Annotated in this window: 16 protein-coding genes; 14 read left to right on the top strand and 2 right to left on the bottom strand. The window is 64.3% G+C overall.

Annotation, left to right across the window (positions count from 1 at the left end; translation table 11 throughout):
* The 13 genes from FJY73_02860 to FJY73_02800 form a co-directional block, all read left to right on the top strand.
* Positions 1 to 2,326: 4Fe-4S dicluster domain-containing protein (locus FJY73_02860; GenBank protein ID MBM3319598.1), on the top strand; the 2,326-nt coding region annotated here is incomplete at its 5' end.
* Entirely contained in the window at positions 2,307 to 3,779 is a 1,473-nt protein-coding gene (gene nrfD / locus FJY73_02855) for a polysulfide reductase NrfD (GenBank protein MBM3319597.1), read from the top strand. The genes FJY73_02860 and nrfD, both read left to right, overlap by 20 nt.
* Complete coding sequence (locus FJY73_02850) at positions 3,776 to 4,333, top strand: DUF3341 domain-containing protein (protein MBM3319596.1); 558 nt, start codon at positions 3,776 to 3,778, stop codon at positions 4,331 to 4,333. Before nrfD ends, FJY73_02850 begins: the two co-directional genes overlap by 4 nt.
* 2 nt (positions 4,334 to 4,335) lie before the next feature.
* The gene (locus FJY73_02845) at positions 4,336 to 4,977 is read left to right on the top strand and encodes a cytochrome c (GenBank protein MBM3319595.1); all 642 of its coding nucleotides are present in this window, start codon (positions 4,336 to 4,338) and stop codon (positions 4,975 to 4,977) included.
* A gap of 12 nt (positions 4,978 to 4,989) precedes the next feature.
* Entirely contained in the window at positions 4,990 to 6,201 is a 1,212-nt protein-coding gene (locus FJY73_02840; protein MBM3319594.1) for a quinol:cytochrome C oxidoreductase, read from the top strand.
* A gap of 10 nt (positions 6,202 to 6,211) precedes the next feature.
* Positions 6,212 to 6,556: a hypothetical protein gene (locus FJY73_02835; protein MBM3319593.1), complete on the top strand. Its 345-nt coding sequence runs from the start codon at positions 6,212 to 6,214 to the stop codon at positions 6,554 to 6,556.
* Positions 6,553 to 7,392: an SCO family protein gene (locus FJY73_02830; protein MBM3319592.1), complete on the top strand. Its 840-nt coding sequence runs from the start codon at positions 6,553 to 6,555 to the stop codon at positions 7,390 to 7,392. The genes FJY73_02835 and FJY73_02830 overlap by 4 nt, the downstream gene beginning before the upstream one ends.
* Before the next feature lie 18 nt (positions 7,393 to 7,410).
* Positions 7,411 to 8,379 (top strand): cytochrome c oxidase subunit II, encoded by a 969-nt coding sequence (coxB, locus tag FJY73_02825; GenBank protein ID MBM3319591.1) that lies wholly within the window; start codon positions 7,411 to 7,413, stop codon positions 8,377 to 8,379.
* Positions 8,380 to 8,388: 9 nt separating this feature from the next.
* Entirely contained in the window at positions 8,389 to 10,035 is a 1,647-nt protein-coding gene (gene ctaD, locus FJY73_02820; protein MBM3319590.1) for a cytochrome c oxidase subunit I, read from the top strand.
* A gap of 1 nt (position 10,036) precedes the next feature.
* A complete protein-coding gene (locus tag FJY73_02815; GenBank protein MBM3319589.1) occupies positions 10,037 to 10,834 on the top strand; it encodes a cytochrome c oxidase subunit 3 family protein in 798 nt (265 codons plus the stop codon).
* Positions 10,835 to 10,866: 32 nt separating this feature from the next.
* A complete protein-coding gene (locus tag FJY73_02810) occupies positions 10,867 to 11,232 on the top strand; it encodes a cytochrome C oxidase subunit IV family protein (GenBank protein MBM3319588.1) in 366 nt (121 codons plus the stop codon).
* Positions 11,229 to 11,831, top strand: a complete 603-nt coding sequence (locus FJY73_02805; GenBank protein MBM3319587.1) for a heme-copper oxidase subunit III — start codon at positions 11,229 to 11,231, stop codon at positions 11,829 to 11,831. Before FJY73_02810 ends, FJY73_02805 begins: the two co-directional genes overlap by 4 nt.
* 135 nt (positions 11,832 to 11,966) lie before the next feature.
* Positions 11,967 to 13,322, top strand: coding sequence for a sulfatase (locus FJY73_02800; protein ID MBM3319586.1), 1,356 nt, complete (start codon positions 11,967 to 11,969; stop codon positions 13,320 to 13,322).
* A 66-nt stretch (positions 13,323 to 13,388) separates the two neighbouring features.
* Here the strand turns inward: FJY73_02800 and cyoE are convergent, their stop codons facing one another.
* On the bottom strand, positions 13,389 to 14,369 hold the full coding sequence (gene cyoE, locus FJY73_02795; GenBank protein ID MBM3319585.1) for a protoheme IX farnesyltransferase: 981 nt from the start codon (positions 14,367 to 14,369) through the stop codon (positions 13,389 to 13,391).
* 170 nt (positions 14,370 to 14,539) lie between these two features.
* Between cyoE and FJY73_02790 the strand changes: the two genes are divergently transcribed.
* Complete coding sequence (locus FJY73_02790) at positions 14,540 to 15,844, top strand: COX15/CtaA family protein (GenBank protein ID MBM3319584.1); 1,305 nt, start codon at positions 14,540 to 14,542, stop codon at positions 15,842 to 15,844.
* A 103-nt stretch (positions 15,845 to 15,947) separates the two neighbouring features.
* Here the strand turns inward: FJY73_02790 and FJY73_02785 are convergent, their stop codons facing one another.
* Positions 15,948 to 16,997 (bottom strand): toll/interleukin-1 receptor domain-containing protein, encoded by a 1,050-nt coding sequence (locus FJY73_02785; protein ID MBM3319583.1) that lies wholly within the window; start codon positions 16,995 to 16,997, stop codon positions 15,948 to 15,950.
* Positions 16,998 to 17,111: the final 114 nt, after the last annotated feature.

The raw sequence follows: 17,111 nt of genomic DNA, 5'->3' as shown, positions 1-17,111 counted from the left end.
GCTCGACGCCGACCTCCTCGACGACGACCCGGCAGCGCTCCTCCACGCGCGCGAGCTCGCCGCCGCGCGCCGCATCGAGGAAGGCCGGACGAACCGGCTCTATGTCGTGGAGAGCGTCCCCTGCACGACCGGAGCGAAGGCGGACCATCGGCTCTCCCTTCCGCCCCGGGCGATCGCTCCCTTCGCGCTCGCGGTCCTCCACGAGCTCGTCTTCGCGCACGAACTCGAGGCGCCGGATCGACTTCGCGAGATCCTTCGCGCGCGCGAGGCGTCCGATCCCCCGGCGCGCGCGTTCGCGAAGGCGCTCGCCGAGGATCTCGCCGCGAACCGCGGTCGATCGGCGATCGCCGCCGGATATCGCCAGCCGCCCGCCGCGCACGCGGCGGCGCACCTCATGAACGATCTTCTCGGGAACATCGGGAGAACCGTCGCCTACACCGCCGATCCGGACCCGGAGCGCCCGAATCATTTCGATGCGATCCGTTCGCTCGCGAAGGAACTCGAAGCGGGGCGCGTGGAAACGCTCGTCGTTCTCGGCGGAAACCCGGCGTACGACGCTCCGGCCGATCTCGGCTTCGCCGATCTCCTCGCCCGCGTCCCGCACGCGGTTCATCTCTCGTCCCATCGAAACGAGACCTCCCTCCTCGCGGAGTGGCAGATCCCCCGCGCGCACTTTCTCGAATCGTGGGACCTCTCACGGGCGCACGACGGGACCCTTCTCGCGCGGCAGCCCCTCATCGAGCCGCTCTACGGAGGAAGGACCGACGCGGAGCTTCTCGCGGTCTTTCTCGATGGAAGAGCCGCTGCAAGCGGCCACGATCTCGCTCGCGAAGTGTTCGGGGCTTTCGTTTCCGGCGAGGCCGACTTCGAGAAGTCGTGGAGGCGCCTTCTTCACGACGGCGTGCTCGGAGGGAGCGCGCGCCCGAAGGTCGATGTTTCGTTCCAGGCGGGTCCGACCGCCGATTCTCTCGAGCAAATTTCGCACATCAAGGATCACGCCGGGGAGAACGGTCTCGAGGCCGTCTTCCTTCGCGACGCGAGCGTCCACGACGGGCGCTTCGCGAACAACGCGTGGCTTCAAGAGACGCCGGACCCGATGACGAAGCTCACGTGGGACAACGCCGCGCTCGTCGGTCCCTCGACGGCGAGGGCGCTCGGCGTCGAAACGGAGGATGTCGTTCGTCTCTCCATCAACGGCCGCGCGATCGAGATCGCGGCGTACGTGCTTCCGGGAGTCGCGGCGGGAACGATCGCGCTTCCTCTCGGATACGGACGAACGCGCGCGGGACGCGTCGGAAATGGCGACGGGTTCGATGTCTATCCGCTTCGCGCGAGCGGCGCGCCCTACTTCGCCTTCGGCGCCGCGATCGAGAGGACCGGCCGCCGGTATCCGCTCGCCGCGACCGAGGAGCATCATCTGATCGACCCGCGCGCGACGCGCGAGCGGGAACGGCGGGTCGGCTCTCTCGTCCGCGAGGTCGAGGCGGACGAGTACCTCCGGAATCCCGCAAAGGCGATGCACGCCGACGAGGCGCATCATCCGCCGCTCGTCTCCCTCTTCCCTCCCCATTCGTACGACGGACATCGATGGGGGATGGCGATCGATCTCGATGCCTGCACCGGCTGCAACGCATGCGTCGTCGCGTGCCAAGCGGAGAACAACATTCCGGTCGTCGGAAAGAAGCAAGTGAGAAACCAGCGCGAGATGCACTGGATCCGAATCGACCGATCCTTCCGGGGCGATCCGGACTCCCCGGAGATCGTCCACCAGCCGGTCGCGTGCGTTCACTGCGAGAACGCCCCTTGCGAGCAGGTTTGCCCGGTCGCGGCCACGGTACACACAAGCGAGGGGCTCAACGCGATGGTGTACAACCGCTGCATCGGGACGCGTTACTGCTCGAACAACTGTCCGTACAAAGTACGGCGCTTCAATTTCTTCAACTATCGAAAGAATCTGGAGCCGGTCGAGAAGATGGCGATGAACCCGGAGGTCACCGTTCGGAGCCGGGGCGTCATGGAGAAGTGCACCTTCTGCGTGCAGAGAATCGAGGCGGCGCGAATCGTCGCCAAGAACGAGAACCGCCCTCTTCGGGACGGGGAGATCGTGCCGGCGTGCGCCGCGAGCTGTCCGGCGCGCGCGATCGTCTTCGGCGATCTGAACGATCCGGAGAGCCGCGTCGCGAAGCTGCACGGCGAGGCGCGCGCGTACGGCATGCTCGCCGAGCTGAACGTTCGGCCGAGGACCGCGTATCTCGCTCGCGTCCGGAACCGGAACGAGCGCCTCGCGAAGAGAGAGAAGGAAGGGCATGAGCCGATCCACGGCTGAAGCGGTCCCCGCTCTCGATGAGCGGATCCGCGGCGAGCCTCTCGTCGCGGGAGGAGAGACCCTCGCCTCGGTCACCGAGACGGTCTGCGCGATCGTCGAGAAGCCGCGCCCTCCGCGCGCGTGGTACGTCGCGTTCGGCATCTCCGCGATGCTCGCCGGGCTCCTCTTCGCGATGATCGGATATCTCCTCATCGAGGGAACCGGCGTTTGGGGAATCAACGTGCCGGTCGGGTGGGGGTTCGACATCACCAACTTCGTCTTCTGGGTGGGGATCGGACACGCGGGAACGCTGATCTCGGCGATCCTCTTTCTCTTTCGGCAGAAGTGGCGGACGAGCATCAACCGCTTCGCGGAAGCGATGACGATCTTCGCGGTCCTATGCGCCGGTCTCTTTCCCGCGATCCACGTCGGGCGCGCGTGGGTCGAGTACTGGATGTTCCCGATCCCGAACAACCTGAGCATGTGGCCGAACTTCAGGAGCCCGCTTCTCTGGGATGTTTTCGCGGTGAGCACCTACATGATCGTCTCGCTCCTCTTCTGGTACATGGGGATGATCCCCGATCTCGCGACGCTCCGCGACCGCGCCCGCACGCGCATTCGCCGCTTCTTCTACGGGTTGTTCAGCCTCGGCTGGAGGGGTTCGAACCGCCAGTGGCACCGCTACGAACGCGCGTATCTTCTCCTCGCCGCGCTCGCGACGCCTCTCGTCCTCAGCGTCCACTCGGTGGTGAGCTTCGACTTCGCCGTGTCGCAAGTTCCGGGTTGGCACACAACGATCTTCCCCCCCTACTTCGTCGCGGGCGCGATCTTCGGCGGGTTCGCCATGGTCCTTCTTCTCATCGTTCCGTCGCGCGAGTGGTTCGGGCTCAAGAACCTCATCACGATGCGGCACCTTGAGAACATGACGAAGATCGTGTTGGCGACCGGCTCGATGGTCGGCTACGCCTACCTCATCGAGATCTTCATCGCGTGGTACAGCGGGAACAGCCTCGAGCGGTTCACATTCATGAACCGCGCGCTGGGCCCGTACGCGTGGGCGTTCTGGACGATGGTCTCCTGCAACGTGATCCTGCCGCAGCTCTTCTGGTTCAAACGGTTCCGGCGCTCGATCCCCGCGATTCTCCTCGTCGCGATCGGTGTGAACATCGGGATGTGGTTCGAGCGCTACGTGATCATCGTGACGTCCTTAAGCCGCGATTTCCTTCCTTCGAGCTGGGGGCACTTCACGCCGACCTGGGTCGATCTCTGCACGCTTCTCGGGAGCTTCGGGCTCTTCTTCACGCTCTTCCTGCTCTTCCTGAGGTTCTTGCCGATCGTCGCGATCGCCGAGGTGAAGAGCGTGATGCCCGAGGCGAAGCTCGACCGGGACGTGCACCACGGGCAGGGCGATTACCACGGGGACATCCCGCGCCAACACGAACGGCAGTTCGGCGGCCCGGAGACGAATCGATGAACGGCAAGTGGACGACCGCGGACGGCGCGCCGCTCTTCGGGCTTCTCGCGGAGTTCGCGGACGTGGATGCGCTCATCGAGGGAGCGGAGAAGGTGCGCGACGCCGGCTACACCAAGTGGGACGCGCACACGCCGTTCCCGGTGCACGGCCTCGACGACGCGATGGGGATTCGGCACACGAAGCTTTCCTATCTCGTTTTCGCGGCCGGCGTCTTCGGCGTCTTCGCCGGGCTCGGACTCCAGTGGTGGACGAACACGGTCGACTACTCGCTCATCCTTAGCGGAAAACCCTTCTTCGCCCTCCCAGCGAACATTCCGGTTCTCTTCGAGGTGATGGTCCTTTTCGCGGCGGCGGCCGCCTTCGTCGGGATGCTCGCGTTCAACAATCTTCCGCTCTGGTATCATTCACTCTTCAAGAGCCGCCGCTTCCTCCGGGCGACGAACGACCGGTTCTTCATCTCCATCGAGGCGCGCGATCCGAAGTTCGACCCGCGCGCGACCCGGGCGCTTCTCGAATCGCTCCGCGGCGCGGCGGTGGAAGAGGTGGAGGAGTAGAGATGCCGAGAGGATTTCTCGCGATCGCGGCGCTTCTCGTCTCCCTCTCTCTCATTCCGTTCGCCGTGGCGACGAAGAATCGAGCGGCGCGGAAGAGCGAGCCCCGTCGCCAGATCATCCCGGACATGGATCAGCAGCCGAAGTTCAAGGCGCAGCAGGCGAACCCTCTCTTCGCGGACGGGCGCGCGATGCGTCCCGAGGTTCCGGGGACGGTGGCGCGCGGCCGCCTCGACGACGACGACCCGTTCGCCCACGGGAAAGAGGGAGAGGAGTGGACGCGCTCGATTCCCCTCCCGGTGACGGAGACCCTCTTGAAGCGCGGCCGCGAGCGGTACGACATCTACTGTTCCCCCTGCCACGGCCTGGACGGCGGCGGTGCGGGGATCGTCTCCGTGCGCGCCGAGAGCTTCGAGGAAGGAACGTGGACGCCGCCCCCGTCGTTCCACACGGATCTCATCCGGGAGCGGCCCGCGGGGCACCTCTATCATACGATCTCGCACGGGATTCGGAGCATGCCGGGCTACGCCGGCCAGATCACGCCCGAGGATCGCTGGGCGATCGTGGCCTACTTGCGCGCGCTCCAGAGGAGCCGAAGCGCTTCGCCGGAGGATGTTCCCGCGGACATCCTGCCGAAGATCCGATGAGAAAGAACGGACATGAAGCTTCCAAGTAGCATCTTTCGAGACCGGATGTTTCTCGAGACGCTGGCCGGCGCTTCCATCCGCATCGCGGGGGGAATCGGCGCGCTCCTTCTCGCGGGGAGCGCGCTCGCCGGGCTTCTCGTCGAGGGAGCGGGGCCGCACTTCTGGCGCGCCTACCTCGTCGGGTTCGCCTATTTCCTCAGCCTTTCCCTCGGCGCGCTCTTCTTCGTTCTTCTCCAGCATCTCACCCGCTCCGGGTGGAGCGTGGTCCTCCGGCGCCTCGCCGAGGGAATCGCTGCGAACATGGGGCTTCTCGCGATCCTCTCCGTTCCGCTCTTCCTCTTCGGCCTTCGCTCGCTCTATCCGTGGGCCGACGCAGAGGTCGCGGCGCACGACCCGCTCGTCCGCGCGAAGTCGGCCTATCTCAACGTCCCGTTCTTCTGGGTTCGATGGGCGGTCTATTTCGCGGTCTGGTGCCTCACGGCCCGCTGGTTCCTGAACCGCTCGGTCGAGCAGGACCGGAGCGGAGACGTCGGTCTCACGCTCCGCATGGAACGCGCAAGCGCTCCCGCGATGGTCCTCTTCGCCTTCACGACGACGTTCGCCGCATTCGACCTCCTCATGTCCCGCGATCCGCACTGGTACAGCACGATCTACGGGATCTACTTCTTCGCGGGGGGCGTTCTCGGCTTCTTCGCTCTCCTCGTCGTCGCCGCTTGCGTCACGCAGCGAGCGGGCCGCATGCAACGCATGATCACGGCCGAGCACTATCACGATCTCGGCAAGCTCCTCTTCGCGTTCACCGTCTTCTGGGCCTACATCGCCTTCTCGCAATACATGCTGATCTGGTACGCGGACATCCCGGAGGAGACCGGGTGGTATCTCAAGCGGCAGTCGGGAACGTGGGCTTGGGTGAGCCTCGCGCTCGTCATCGGACACTTCTTCGTCCCGTTCCTCGCGCTCCTCTCGCGCGTTCCGAAGAGACGGAAGACGATGCTCGTGCAGGCCGCCCTCTGGCTTCTCGCGATGCACGCGATCGATCACTACTATCTCGCCGTTCCCGACTCGGGGGGTCCGGCGCTTCCACCACATCCGCTCTACTTCACCGTGTTTCTCGGAATGGCCGGGCTCTCGGTGGCGGCGGCGGGACGGTGCTTCCGGACCCGCTCGCTCGTTCCGGAAAAGGACCCCAGGCTACAGGAGTCGATCGCCTTTGAAAACGCATGACGAGAAGCGAGTGAACCTCTCCGAAGATCCGAGCGCCTATCGGATCGCGGTCGTCGGTGTCGTCGGCGCGGTGCTCGTCTTCGCGGCGATCGTTTGGCTCCAGGCTCTCTTCTATCGAGCGGAAAGGGCGGAAGTCGAGAGGAAGACATACTCCGAGGCGCCCGAGGAGCTTTCGAGAGTCCGAGCGGAGCAGCTCGAGGCGCTGAATAGCTATCGTTGGATCGACCGCGAATCGGGAGTCGTTTCGATTCCGATCGAGCGTGCGATGGAGCTCGTCGCGCGCGAGGCGGCGGCCTCTTCCCGCGGCGAGGAGAGCGGGAAGCGACGCGGCGAGGAAGGAGGTGATCGACCGTGATGCGGATCGTCGCGCTTCTCATCGTGCTGTCTCTCGTTCCGGCGGTCCCGGGGTTCTCCGAAACGACGGGCGCAGCCGTCGATTCCGGGGGACGCGCCGAACCGCTCCCGAAAGACCTCGAGAACGTGGGGATCATGGAGCGCCCGAACGAGAAACTCCCGCTCGATCTTCTCTTCACCGACGAAAGCGGCGAGGCGGCGCGGCTCGGCGATTTCTTCGGCGAACGGCCGGTTCTCCTCAACCTCGGGTACTACACATGCCCGATGCTCTGCGGTCTCGTCCTCAACGGGATCCTCGAAGCGCTGAAGAGTATCGATTGGACGCCGGGTAAAGAGTTCGAAATCGTCACGGTCAGCATCGATCCGAGCGAGACGTCGACCCTCGCGCGCCTCAAGAAAGAGAACACGATCGAGGAGTACGGACGAGCGGGGGCCGCCAAAGGCTGGCACTTCCTCGTCGGCGAAGAAGAAGAGATCCGGGCGCTCACGGACGCGGCTGGATTTCGATACGCGTACGACGAGGAGCGCGGCGAGTACATCCACGCGGCGGTGATCATCGTCTGCACGCCGGACGGGCGGCTCTCGCGCTACCTCTACGGGGTCCTCTTCGACTCGCAGACCCTGCGGCTCTCCCTCCTCGAGGCTTCCGAAGGGAAGATCGGATCCCCTCTCGATCGGATTCTCCTCTATTGTTATCACTACGACGCGGCTCGCGGGCGATATGCCCCCGCGGCCCTGAACATCATGCGGGCGGGAGGCGCGCTCGCGGTGGTCGTCCTCGGGATCACGCTCGCCGCGCTCTGGCGGCGCGACGCCGGGCGAAGGCCGAGGGCCTGAGGAGCGGAAGAAGGAGCGATGGGGAAGATGCCCATTTCGCTGATCCGATTCGGAGAGGGCTCGTTCTGGATGCCCGCGCCCGCCTCGACGGCGGCGCCCGCGGTCGACCGCGTCTTCGACTTTATCCTTTACGTGAGCATCTTTTTCTTTCTGCTCATCGTCGCGCTCATGCTCTTCTTCATCATCCGTTACCACCGGGGGCGGGGCGTGGAGGCGGAGAAGACCGCCACGCATCACACCGGTCTCGAGCTCATGTGGACCGTCATTCCTCTCATCCTCGTCTTCATCATCTTCTACCTCGGCTTCACGGGCTACATGAACCTCGCGACTCCTCCGGCGAACACGTACGAGGTGAACGTCGTCGGACAGAAATGGAAGTGGCTCTTCACCTACCCGAACGGACATGTCGACGACAACCTCCACGTGCCGCTCGACGTGCCGGTCCGGCTCGTCCTCACGTCCGAGGACGTGATTCACAGCTTCTTCGTCCCCGCCTTCCGCGTGAAGAAAGACGCCGTGCCGGGCCGATACACCAACCTCTGGTTTGAAGCGACCGAGCCGGGCGAATACGACGTCTTCTGCGCCGAGTACTGCGGCACGAGCCACTCCGACATGATCGCGCGCGTGATCGTGCATCCTCCCGGCGAGTTCGAGAAATGGCTCCAGGACGCCTCGAACTTCCTCGAGCGGATGGCCCCCGCGGACGCCGGCGCCAAGCTCATGACGACCCGCGGATGCAAGCAGTGCCACTCGATCGATGGGAAGTCGAACATCGGCCCGACCTTCCTCGGAATCTACGGGCGCGAGGGCGTTTTCAAGGACGGGCGAAGGTACACGGTCGAAGAGAACTACATCCGTCGCGCGATACTCGACCCGCAGAGCGAGATCGTGGCCGGTTACGAACCGGTCATGCCGACATACAAGGGCCGCCTGAAGGACCAGGAGATCACGGCGATGATCGAGTACCTGAAAACACTCAAGGAGTAAGAGGTTCTCATGAACGGTTCCACCGCCGTCGCGGATAACTACCTTTCCCACGGGCGCGGATTCCGGTCGTGGTTTTTCACGCTCGACCACAAGCGGATCGGCGTGATGTACCTCGCCTCGATCTTCTTCTTCCTCATTCTCGGCGGTTTTTTCGCCATGCTCATCCGGACCGAGCTTCTCACCCCGGGCCGGACGATCATGGACGCCGACACGTACAACCAGGTCTTCACCCTGCACGGCGCGGTGATGATCTTCCTCTTCATCATTCCGGGGATCCCCGCGGCGTTCGGCAACTTCGTCCTTCCCGTGATGCTCGGAGCGAAGGACGTCGCCTTCCCGCGCCTCAACCTCCTCAGCTACCATCTCTATGTCGTCGGCGCGATCTTCTCGGTCGTGTCGATCCTCCTCGGGGCGGTCGACACCGGCTGGACCTTCTACACCCCGTACAGCACGACGACCCACACGAGCGTCGTCTCGATGACGCTCGGCGCGTTCATTCTCGGCTTCAGCTCGATCTTCACCGGCATCAACTTCATCGTGACGATCCACCGCATGCGCCCCCCCGGAATGTCGTGGAATCGTCTTCCTCTCTTTCTGTGGGCGCTCTACTCGACGGCGATCATCCAAGTCCTCGCCACGCCCGTTCTCGGGATCACGCTTCTTCTTCTCATCGTCGAGCGTCTTCTCGGCATCGGGATCTTCGACCCGGCGCTCGGCGGCGATCCCGTCCTCTATCAGCACTTCTTCTGGTTCTACTCGCACCCCGCCGTCTACATCATGATTCTCCCGGCGATGGGGGTGATGAGCGAGCTGATCTCCGTCTTCAGCCGCAAGCACATCTTCGGCTACAAGGCGATCGCCTACTCGAGCGTCGCGATCGCGGTCCTGAGCTTTCTCGTCTGGGGACACCACATGTTCACGAGCGGACAATCCGATCTCGGCAACATGATCTTCAGCGCGCTCACCTTCAGCGTGGCGATCCCCTCGGCGATCAAGGTGTTCAACTGGCTCGCGACGATGTACAAGGGATCGATCCGGCTCGACACCCCGATGCTTTATGCGCTGAGCTTTTTGCTCCTTTTCGGAATCGGCGGTCTCACGGGCCTCTTCCTCGGGGCTCTCGCGACCGACGTGCATCTCCACGACACCTATTTCGTCGTCGCCCACTTCCACTACACGATGATGGGGGGCGTTCTGATCGCGTTCCTCGGGGCGATGCACTATTGGTGGCCGAAGATGTTCGGGAGAATGTACAGCGAAAAGGCGGGGAGGCTCGCGGCGTTCCTCGTCTTCGTCGGGTTCAACCTGACGTTCTTCTCCCAGTTCGTCATGGGGAGCCAAGGCATGCCGCGCAGGTACTACAACTACCTGGACCGCTTCCAGCCTTACCACGTCCTCTCGACGATCGGCGCGTACGTGCTCGCGGTCGCCTTCGTCGTGCTCGCGGGGAACCTGATTCACTCCCTCTTCCGCGGGCGGAAGGCTCCGGCGAATCCGTGGGGGAGCGCGACGCTTGAGTGGATGTGCGCGTCCCCGCCTCCCCACGACAACTTTGCCGAACCCCCCGAGGCGGGCGACCCGTACGATCTCGAGCATCTTGTCTACGACGAGTCGATCGGGGGCTATGTGCCGAGAACCGCGCGCGAGGGGGCATGAGTTGAGACGGTCCGAACAGAGCGCCGCGCGCGAGATCCCGCATCATTTCGCGACGCCGCGCCAGGCCTACGAGTCCGGCAAGCTGGGAATGTGGATCTTCCTCGCCACGGAGGTTCTTCTCTTCGGCGGTCTCTTCGCGGCCTACGCGGTCTATCGAGGGAACCATCCCGAGGTTTTCGTTTACGCGCATCGCTTTCTCGATGCCCGGCTCGGCGCGCTCAACACGCTCATCCTCATCACGAGCAGCCTCACGATGGCTTGGGCGGTCCGCTCCGCACAGCTCGGCAACAGGCGTCTCCTTACGCTTCTTCTCGCGCTCACTCTTCTCGGCGGAGGCGCGTTCCTCGGCGTGAAGATCGTCGAGTACGAGCACAAGTGGAAGCACGGGCTCCTGTGGGGAGAGCAGTACCGGCCGCATCACCCGGAGACGGCGCAGGAACATTCTTCCGCGCCGGAGATCCCCCGGGAGACGCCGCCCGGGGATCGGACGAACATCCCGCCGGCGGCGATCGGTCCGCCCGGGCTCGCCTCCTCCACCGACGAGGAACGCGCGGCGCACGCGAGCGCGAAGGAGCCGCGCAACGTCCATCTCTTCTTCGGCGTCTACTTCGCGATGACCGGCCTCCACGGTCTTCACGTGATCGCGGGGCTCTTGGTGATCGGGTGGGTGTTCGTTCGGGCGCGCGGCGGCGCGTACGGTCCTTCGAACTTCGAGCCGGTCGATCGGGCGGGATTGTATTGGCACCTCGTCGACCTGATTTGGATCTTTCTCTTCCCGCTTCTCTACTTGATTCACTAGAGAGCGAACGGAAGACGTGCAGGAGAAGCACAATGAGCGAAATCCGAAGCGAGAGAGAGCACGAAAGCCGGGAGGCGGAATCATTGGGGCACATCGTTCCGCTCCGCGTCCTCCTTGCCGTCTGGTTCGCGCTCGTTCTTCTCAGCCTCGCGACCGTCGGGGCGGTCCGCGTCGAACTCGGATCGCTCAACCTCTGGATCGCGCTCGGCATCGCGTTCGTGAAGGCGACTCTCGTCGGCCTCTACTTCATGCACCTCCGCTACGATCAGCCCTTTCACGCGATCGCGCTTGTCGGATCGCTCCTCTTCGTCGTTCTCTTCGTTGGGCTCGCACTTCTCGACACCGCGCACTACCAGCACGAGCTGATTCCGGGCTACGCTCCCGCGGTGCGGCCGTGAACCACCCCCCTTCCGAAACGATCGGCGCGGGCGGGGCGGGCGCCCGGGCGGGGAGCGACCGGCGTCTCGGAATGTTCCTCTTTCTCCTCTCGCTCTCGGTTCTCTTCGCGGCGAGCATCGCCGGCTATCTCGTCGTGAGGCTCCGCGCACCGGAGTGGCCTCCCGCCGGCGCCCCTTCTCTTCCGGCGGGTCTTTGGCTTGCCACGCTCGTCCTCCTTCTCGCAGGGGGAGCGGTACACTTCGCGAAGACGAGCACCCGGGCGGGCAAGAAGACCGCGGCGCGGCGCGCGCTCGTTGTCGCCTTCGCCCTCGGCATCCTCTTCCTCGTGATCCAAGTCCGAAACTGGAACGCGCTCGGTCCCATCGAAAAGACCGCGCCGAGCGCTCTTTTCGGCTTTACGTTTTATATGTTGACCGGATTGCACGCAGCTCACGTGCTTGGAGGACTCATCGCCCTCGCGATCGTCGCGGCGAGAGCTTATCGCGGCCCGTCCTCCGCCTCCGAGCCCGGTGGGATCGAATCCTGCGCGCTGTACTGGCATTTCCTCGACGCCGCGTGGATCGTGCTCTTCGCTGTCCTGCTCATCGGGAACGCGTAGCGGGACGTCCTCTCGCGACCTCCACTTGACCCGATTCTCTTGCGGCGATATCTTCGACCCATGGCGGGCAATTCACGATCGAACGCGCGGCACGCCCCCCGGTGGAGATCACGGATTCTTCGGATAGTCACCGCTGTGATCGCCGCTGCAATTGCGACCTCCGGATGCTCGAAGGGGACACGACTCGACTGGCCGAACTTCGTGCTGATCACCCTCGACACCGCGCGCGCGGATCATCTCGGGTGCTACGGCTATTTCCGAGATACGTCCCCGGCCATCGATGCGCTTGCGGCGGAATCGGCGGTCTTCGAGCGCTGCATCGTCCCGATGGCCACAACCCTGCCGAGTCACGTCTCCATCTTGACCTCGACTTATCCAATCGAGCACGGGATCTTGGCGAACCTCTCAAGTGGAAACAGGCGCTTCCAATCCACGGGTCAGCTTCAATCGTTCGCAGAAGCTTGCAAGGACGCCGGCTATCGTACTGCCGCCTTCGTCAGCGCCGCGCCGGTCAAGAGAGCGACCGGAATCGCCGCCGGATTCGAGACGTTCAACGAACCCGAGGAGATTCGGCGAGGCGCGGACGAAACAACGGACTCCGTCCTCGCGTGGATCGACACCCTCTCCGCGAGTCCCTTTTTCATCTGGGTCCACTACTTCGACCCTCACAGGCTCTACCTCGCTCCTGAGCCTTTCCGGTCGATGTACTTGTTCGATGAGGCGCTCGAGCGCCACATGAGAGAGCGAGGCATCCCGGACAGCTTGGTTATCAGCCTCTCTGAGCCGGTGGAAGACGTCCGGGCGTCGATCAATTCGTATGACGGCGAGATTCGTTTTATGGATCATGCGCTTGGACGATTGCTGGACCGTCTCCGTTCGCGGCCCGATTGGAATGAGACCGTGGTTCTGTTGATCGGCGATCACGGAGAGGGACTTGGCCAGCACGAATGGCTGGCCCACGGAACGACTTGGGAGGAGCAGGTGCGAACCCCGATGATGATCCGCGCGCCCGGGTTGGACGCCCGGAGAATAGCGGAACTGGTTTCTTCGGTGGACGCGCTCCCGACCCTTCTTGGGCTCGTCGAATCGGATGCGTTCGCGGGCTTTCGTCAGCAGGCGAGCGGACGGGACGTGCTTGCCCGCGGCTGGCGGCCCCGTGCGGTATTGAGCCAGGAGAGCGGTCGGCGTTTTCTAGGCCTCGAGCGCAGAAAGGCGCTGACGTCCAACGGATGGAAGTACGTCCGGGTCGAGAGGAGGATTGGCGAATTTCATGAAGAGCTGTACGATCTTCGGTCGGATCCGCACGAGCTTGGGAGCGTTCACGAAAACCATCCGGAAATCGTGCGCGCGCTCGCCGATTCAATCGAGCGCATTCTGTCCCTTCAGGAGAAGAGAGCGAGCCTTCTTCAAGGCTCCGCCGAGACCGTGGAGGAGTTCGCGGACTCCGGCCTGATCGAGGAGCTTCGATCGCTCGGCTACGTCGAAGATTGAGAGAGCATTCGACGACGAAGGAGCAGTTCGCGGCTCCCTGTCTTTTCTTCCCGCATCGGCCGAGGATCAGAAGGCGCTCGCGGATGTCTCGCTCTCTCCGATCATACCTTCGCCCATTCCGAACCGATCGGACGAGTCCTCGGATAGCGCCGTCTCCGCTCGCGCGGGCCGCACGAGATTGCCGGCCGGACCGCGATCGAGGGCGAGAAGCCCCAAGAGGAGCGGAAGGTAGACCACGCTCGCGAGAAAGAGCCGCTTCGCCTCGCCGGCGGTCCGCCGATCGACGAATCGCTTCCCGAAGAACAGGAAGCTGATGCCGAGAAGGAGCGAGCCCGCGGCGTATACGGGTCCCGCCGCGCCGACGAGAACAAGCGCGAGCGCCGCGGGGATGAGCACGAGGCTGTAGAGAACGATCATGCGGAAGACGACGCGGCCCGTTCGATCGAGCACGGGGAGCATGCGGAAGCCCGCGCGCGCGTACTCCTCTCGGTGCATCCACGCGAGAGAGAGGAAATGCGGAACTTGCCACGCAAAGAGAATCCCCCCGAGAAGAAGACCGCCCGCGTCGATCCGCCCCGTCGCCGCCGTCCATCCGATGACGGGCGGCACCGCGCCGGAGACCGCCCCCACGAGCGTGCACGCGGGGCTCCGGGTCTTGAGCGGGGTGTAGGCGAGCACGTAGAGCGCGACCGCCGCGAGCGCGAGCAACGCAGCAAGACGATTCACCGAGAGGGCGAGGAGAACCGGACCTCCGATCGCGGCGGCGAGACCGAAGAGAACTCCGTGAAGCCGTCCGATTCTTCGCGCGGGGAACGGACGGCCGCTCGTTCGCGCCATCAGGCCGTCTCTGTCCGCCTCGAGAACCTGGTTTAGGGCGTTCGCGCCCCCCGCCGCGAGGGCGGTCCCCATCGCGGTCCAAGAAAGACCAAGAAGGCCGATCGGTTCCTCGCCGCGCGCGGCGATGTAGGAAACCGCGGCGGTCGCCACGACGAGAGCCGAAAGGCGCGCCTTCGAGAGATCGAGATAGACAAGAAGAAGTCGAAGCACGATAGGTTCTTCCTTCGCATCCGCTGCGGTTCGCGCGAGGTCGCGCGCGGGGCGCCTTCCTGATACTATGTCGCCCACCGGCCGCCGGCAACTTTTCCTTCCCATCGCCAGCTCGCTCCTGAGAGACTTCACCCGGAGAGAGGTCCGCCCGATTCGAAAGGGGTGCGCCGATGAACGTCGATCCGGAGAAGATTCCCGGTCCCGGTTCTTCCCTGGCGCTCGGCTTCGGAACGGCGGTCGCGATGTGGACCGCCGCGTACGTTTGTCGATTCCCAGGGGTCGAAGCGCCAGGCACCCTCACGCTTGCGGTCCTCCTTCTTCTTCTCGTCGCCGGCGGACGCCTTGCGGCTCGCCTCACGGGGGACGGCGCAAAGGCCGGAGCGAAGACCGGGCTCATTGCTTCGCTCATCAACCTTCTCATCCTGGGGAGCGTGATCGCGTCGCCCGAGCCGAACCGGTTCGGTCCCTCGGCCCCGGCCTGGATCGTCGGGTCTCTTCTCCTCGGCGCTTGTCTCGGCGGGATCGGCGGGGCTTCGCGCCGCGCACGGGAGAGGCCGCCGCCGCGCAACTGGACCGGCGCCCTCGCCATCATCCTCGTCGCCGCCACGTTTCTCCTTCTCGTCGCCGGAGGGATCGTCACGGGCGCGCGCGCCGGTCTCGCGGTCGTCGACTGGCCAAATTCCTTTGGGTATAATATGTTTCTCTATCCGCTCGCGAAGATGTCGGAAGACATCTACTACGAGCATGCCCACCGGCTTCTCGGAACGCTGGTCGGCCTCGCGACGCTCGTCCTCGCGATTCGCGTCTTTCGACACGACCGCCGTCCGTGGCTCAAGGGGTTCGCCGCGGGGGCGCTCGTTCTCATGATCGCGCAGGGCTTCCTCGGCGGCATGCGCGTCACGGGGAGGCCGACTTTGAGCACGTCACCGGAAGAGATGGCGCCGAGTCTTCTTCTCGCGCTCGTTCACGGCGTCGTGGCGCAGCTCTTCTTCGGCATGACGGTCGCGCTCGCGGTCTTTCTCTCAGCGCGGTGGATCGAGAGCTCCGCGCAGATCGCGAAGCGCTCGGCGGCGGCGGATCGAAGCCTCTCCGTCCCGCTTCTTCTTCTTCTCGTTGTCCAAATCGCCACGGGCGCCGTAGAGAGGCATTTCGCGGGAGGCCTTCATCTTCATATCGGTCTTGCGGTCGTCGTTCTCGTGTTCGGCGCCGTCTCCGGAGCGCGTGCGTGGGGTCTCTATGCGGACGTGCCCGCCCTTCGCCGGACCGGCCTCCTCTTCATCGCCCTTCTCGGCGTCCAGATCGTGCTCGGTTTCACCGCTCTCGTCGCGGTCAACCTCTCGCCTGAAGCCGGGCCCCCTTCGGCGGCGGACATCGCGATCACGACCGCGCACCAAGCGGTCGGCGCCGCTCTCCTCGCCCACGCGGTGCTTCTCTTCCTTTGGCTTCGGCGGCTCGTCGCGCCGGCCTGCACGTGACGCGAATCGCTCCATCCGGCAAGTGGCTCTTGTTGAAGTTCCACGGCGCTCCACACCTCGAGTTCATGGGTCGCCGTGCCTTGGGATACCGCCTCTCCCGGAATCACTCCACCGGGGCTCGCGGTGGTTCGCCCAGCTGCCGCCGCAAATCGGCGAGCGTCTTCCTGGACTTCTCCCTCTCGGCCTCAATGATCTCGCTCTCGATGTGTGCCTCGATGTAGGCGTAGGTTCGGCGCTCGGGGATCACTGAGGAGAGCAGATGCCGCCGCTCATCCCCCTCCACTTGTCCGGCGAGAGCCGCCGCGAGTCTCTTGCCGAGCATCTCCGGATCGCAGCGTTCGAGCATTGCGGCCGCACGCCAAACCGGCCGCTTGTGCTCGTGGAAGGCCACGTGCTCAACCAGCGCTTGGATCACGACCGAGTTGTTTTTCGCGATCTCGGTGAATTGCCTCATCTTCTCGCCTTTGTACGAGGCCACTACAGCAAGAAAGCCGAGCTGGCGGTCGGCGACCACGAAGTCCCCCAAGTTGCCCGCGATGTGGCGAAAGAGGGCATCTTCGATCGCGATGTCGTGATGCTTCCACCAGTCGTCGGTCGCCTCGCTTAGCCTCCTCTCGACGTCGGATGAGAATCGTCGATCCGGATCCGCTCGGGACGGTTGCCGTGCGGCATCGAGGAGCAGCTCATCGAGCTCGGACTTGAGACGTGGCCAGAATGCGCCGAAGTTCCTCTTTAGCCGCGTTTCGTCCATCCGGTCCTCGACTCGCAGATCATTGATCGAGCGGACGAGCCGGAGAAGATCCGTCTCCTCGTACACCGTCGATTGGAACATAGAAAGGGGCGTATCCTGAATGACCGACTGGTCGACCCCGAAAAGGAACGTGCTCACGCGGGAGGTCGGCATAGCCCCGACGATCGCACCTGCTTCGAAGTTCATCCAAGGAGCCCGAGCGTTGCTTGGAACAACGCAGAAGATGCCGAACGAGCATTCCTTTAGAACCGCGGCGAGTTCGGAGGACCACCGTGCGCCTTTCTTGATGTCCTCGGAGGAAACGAAAGGTCTGTCGGACTGAAGAACGTCTGAGAGCCATTCCTTAACAAGGACGGCGACTCTGTGGCTCAAATCGCCCGACCACCCGATGAAGATCCGCATTTGCTGGTCTCCGGAAGAGTCGGCCGGCCCATGGTCCGTGACTATGCCGCATCATCTTACCTTTGGGGGTCGAGGATGTCAACGCGCGGGGCCGAGCGGTCCGAGAGGCCCGAA

The organism is Candidatus Eisenbacteria bacterium (assembly GCA_016867715.1).
GTDB lineage: Bacteria > Orphanbacterota > Orphanbacteria > Orphanbacterales > Orphanbacteraceae > VGIW01.
The sequence above is the reverse complement of the archived record's forward strand: the minus strand, read 5'-3'. Positions and strand labels throughout refer to the sequence as shown.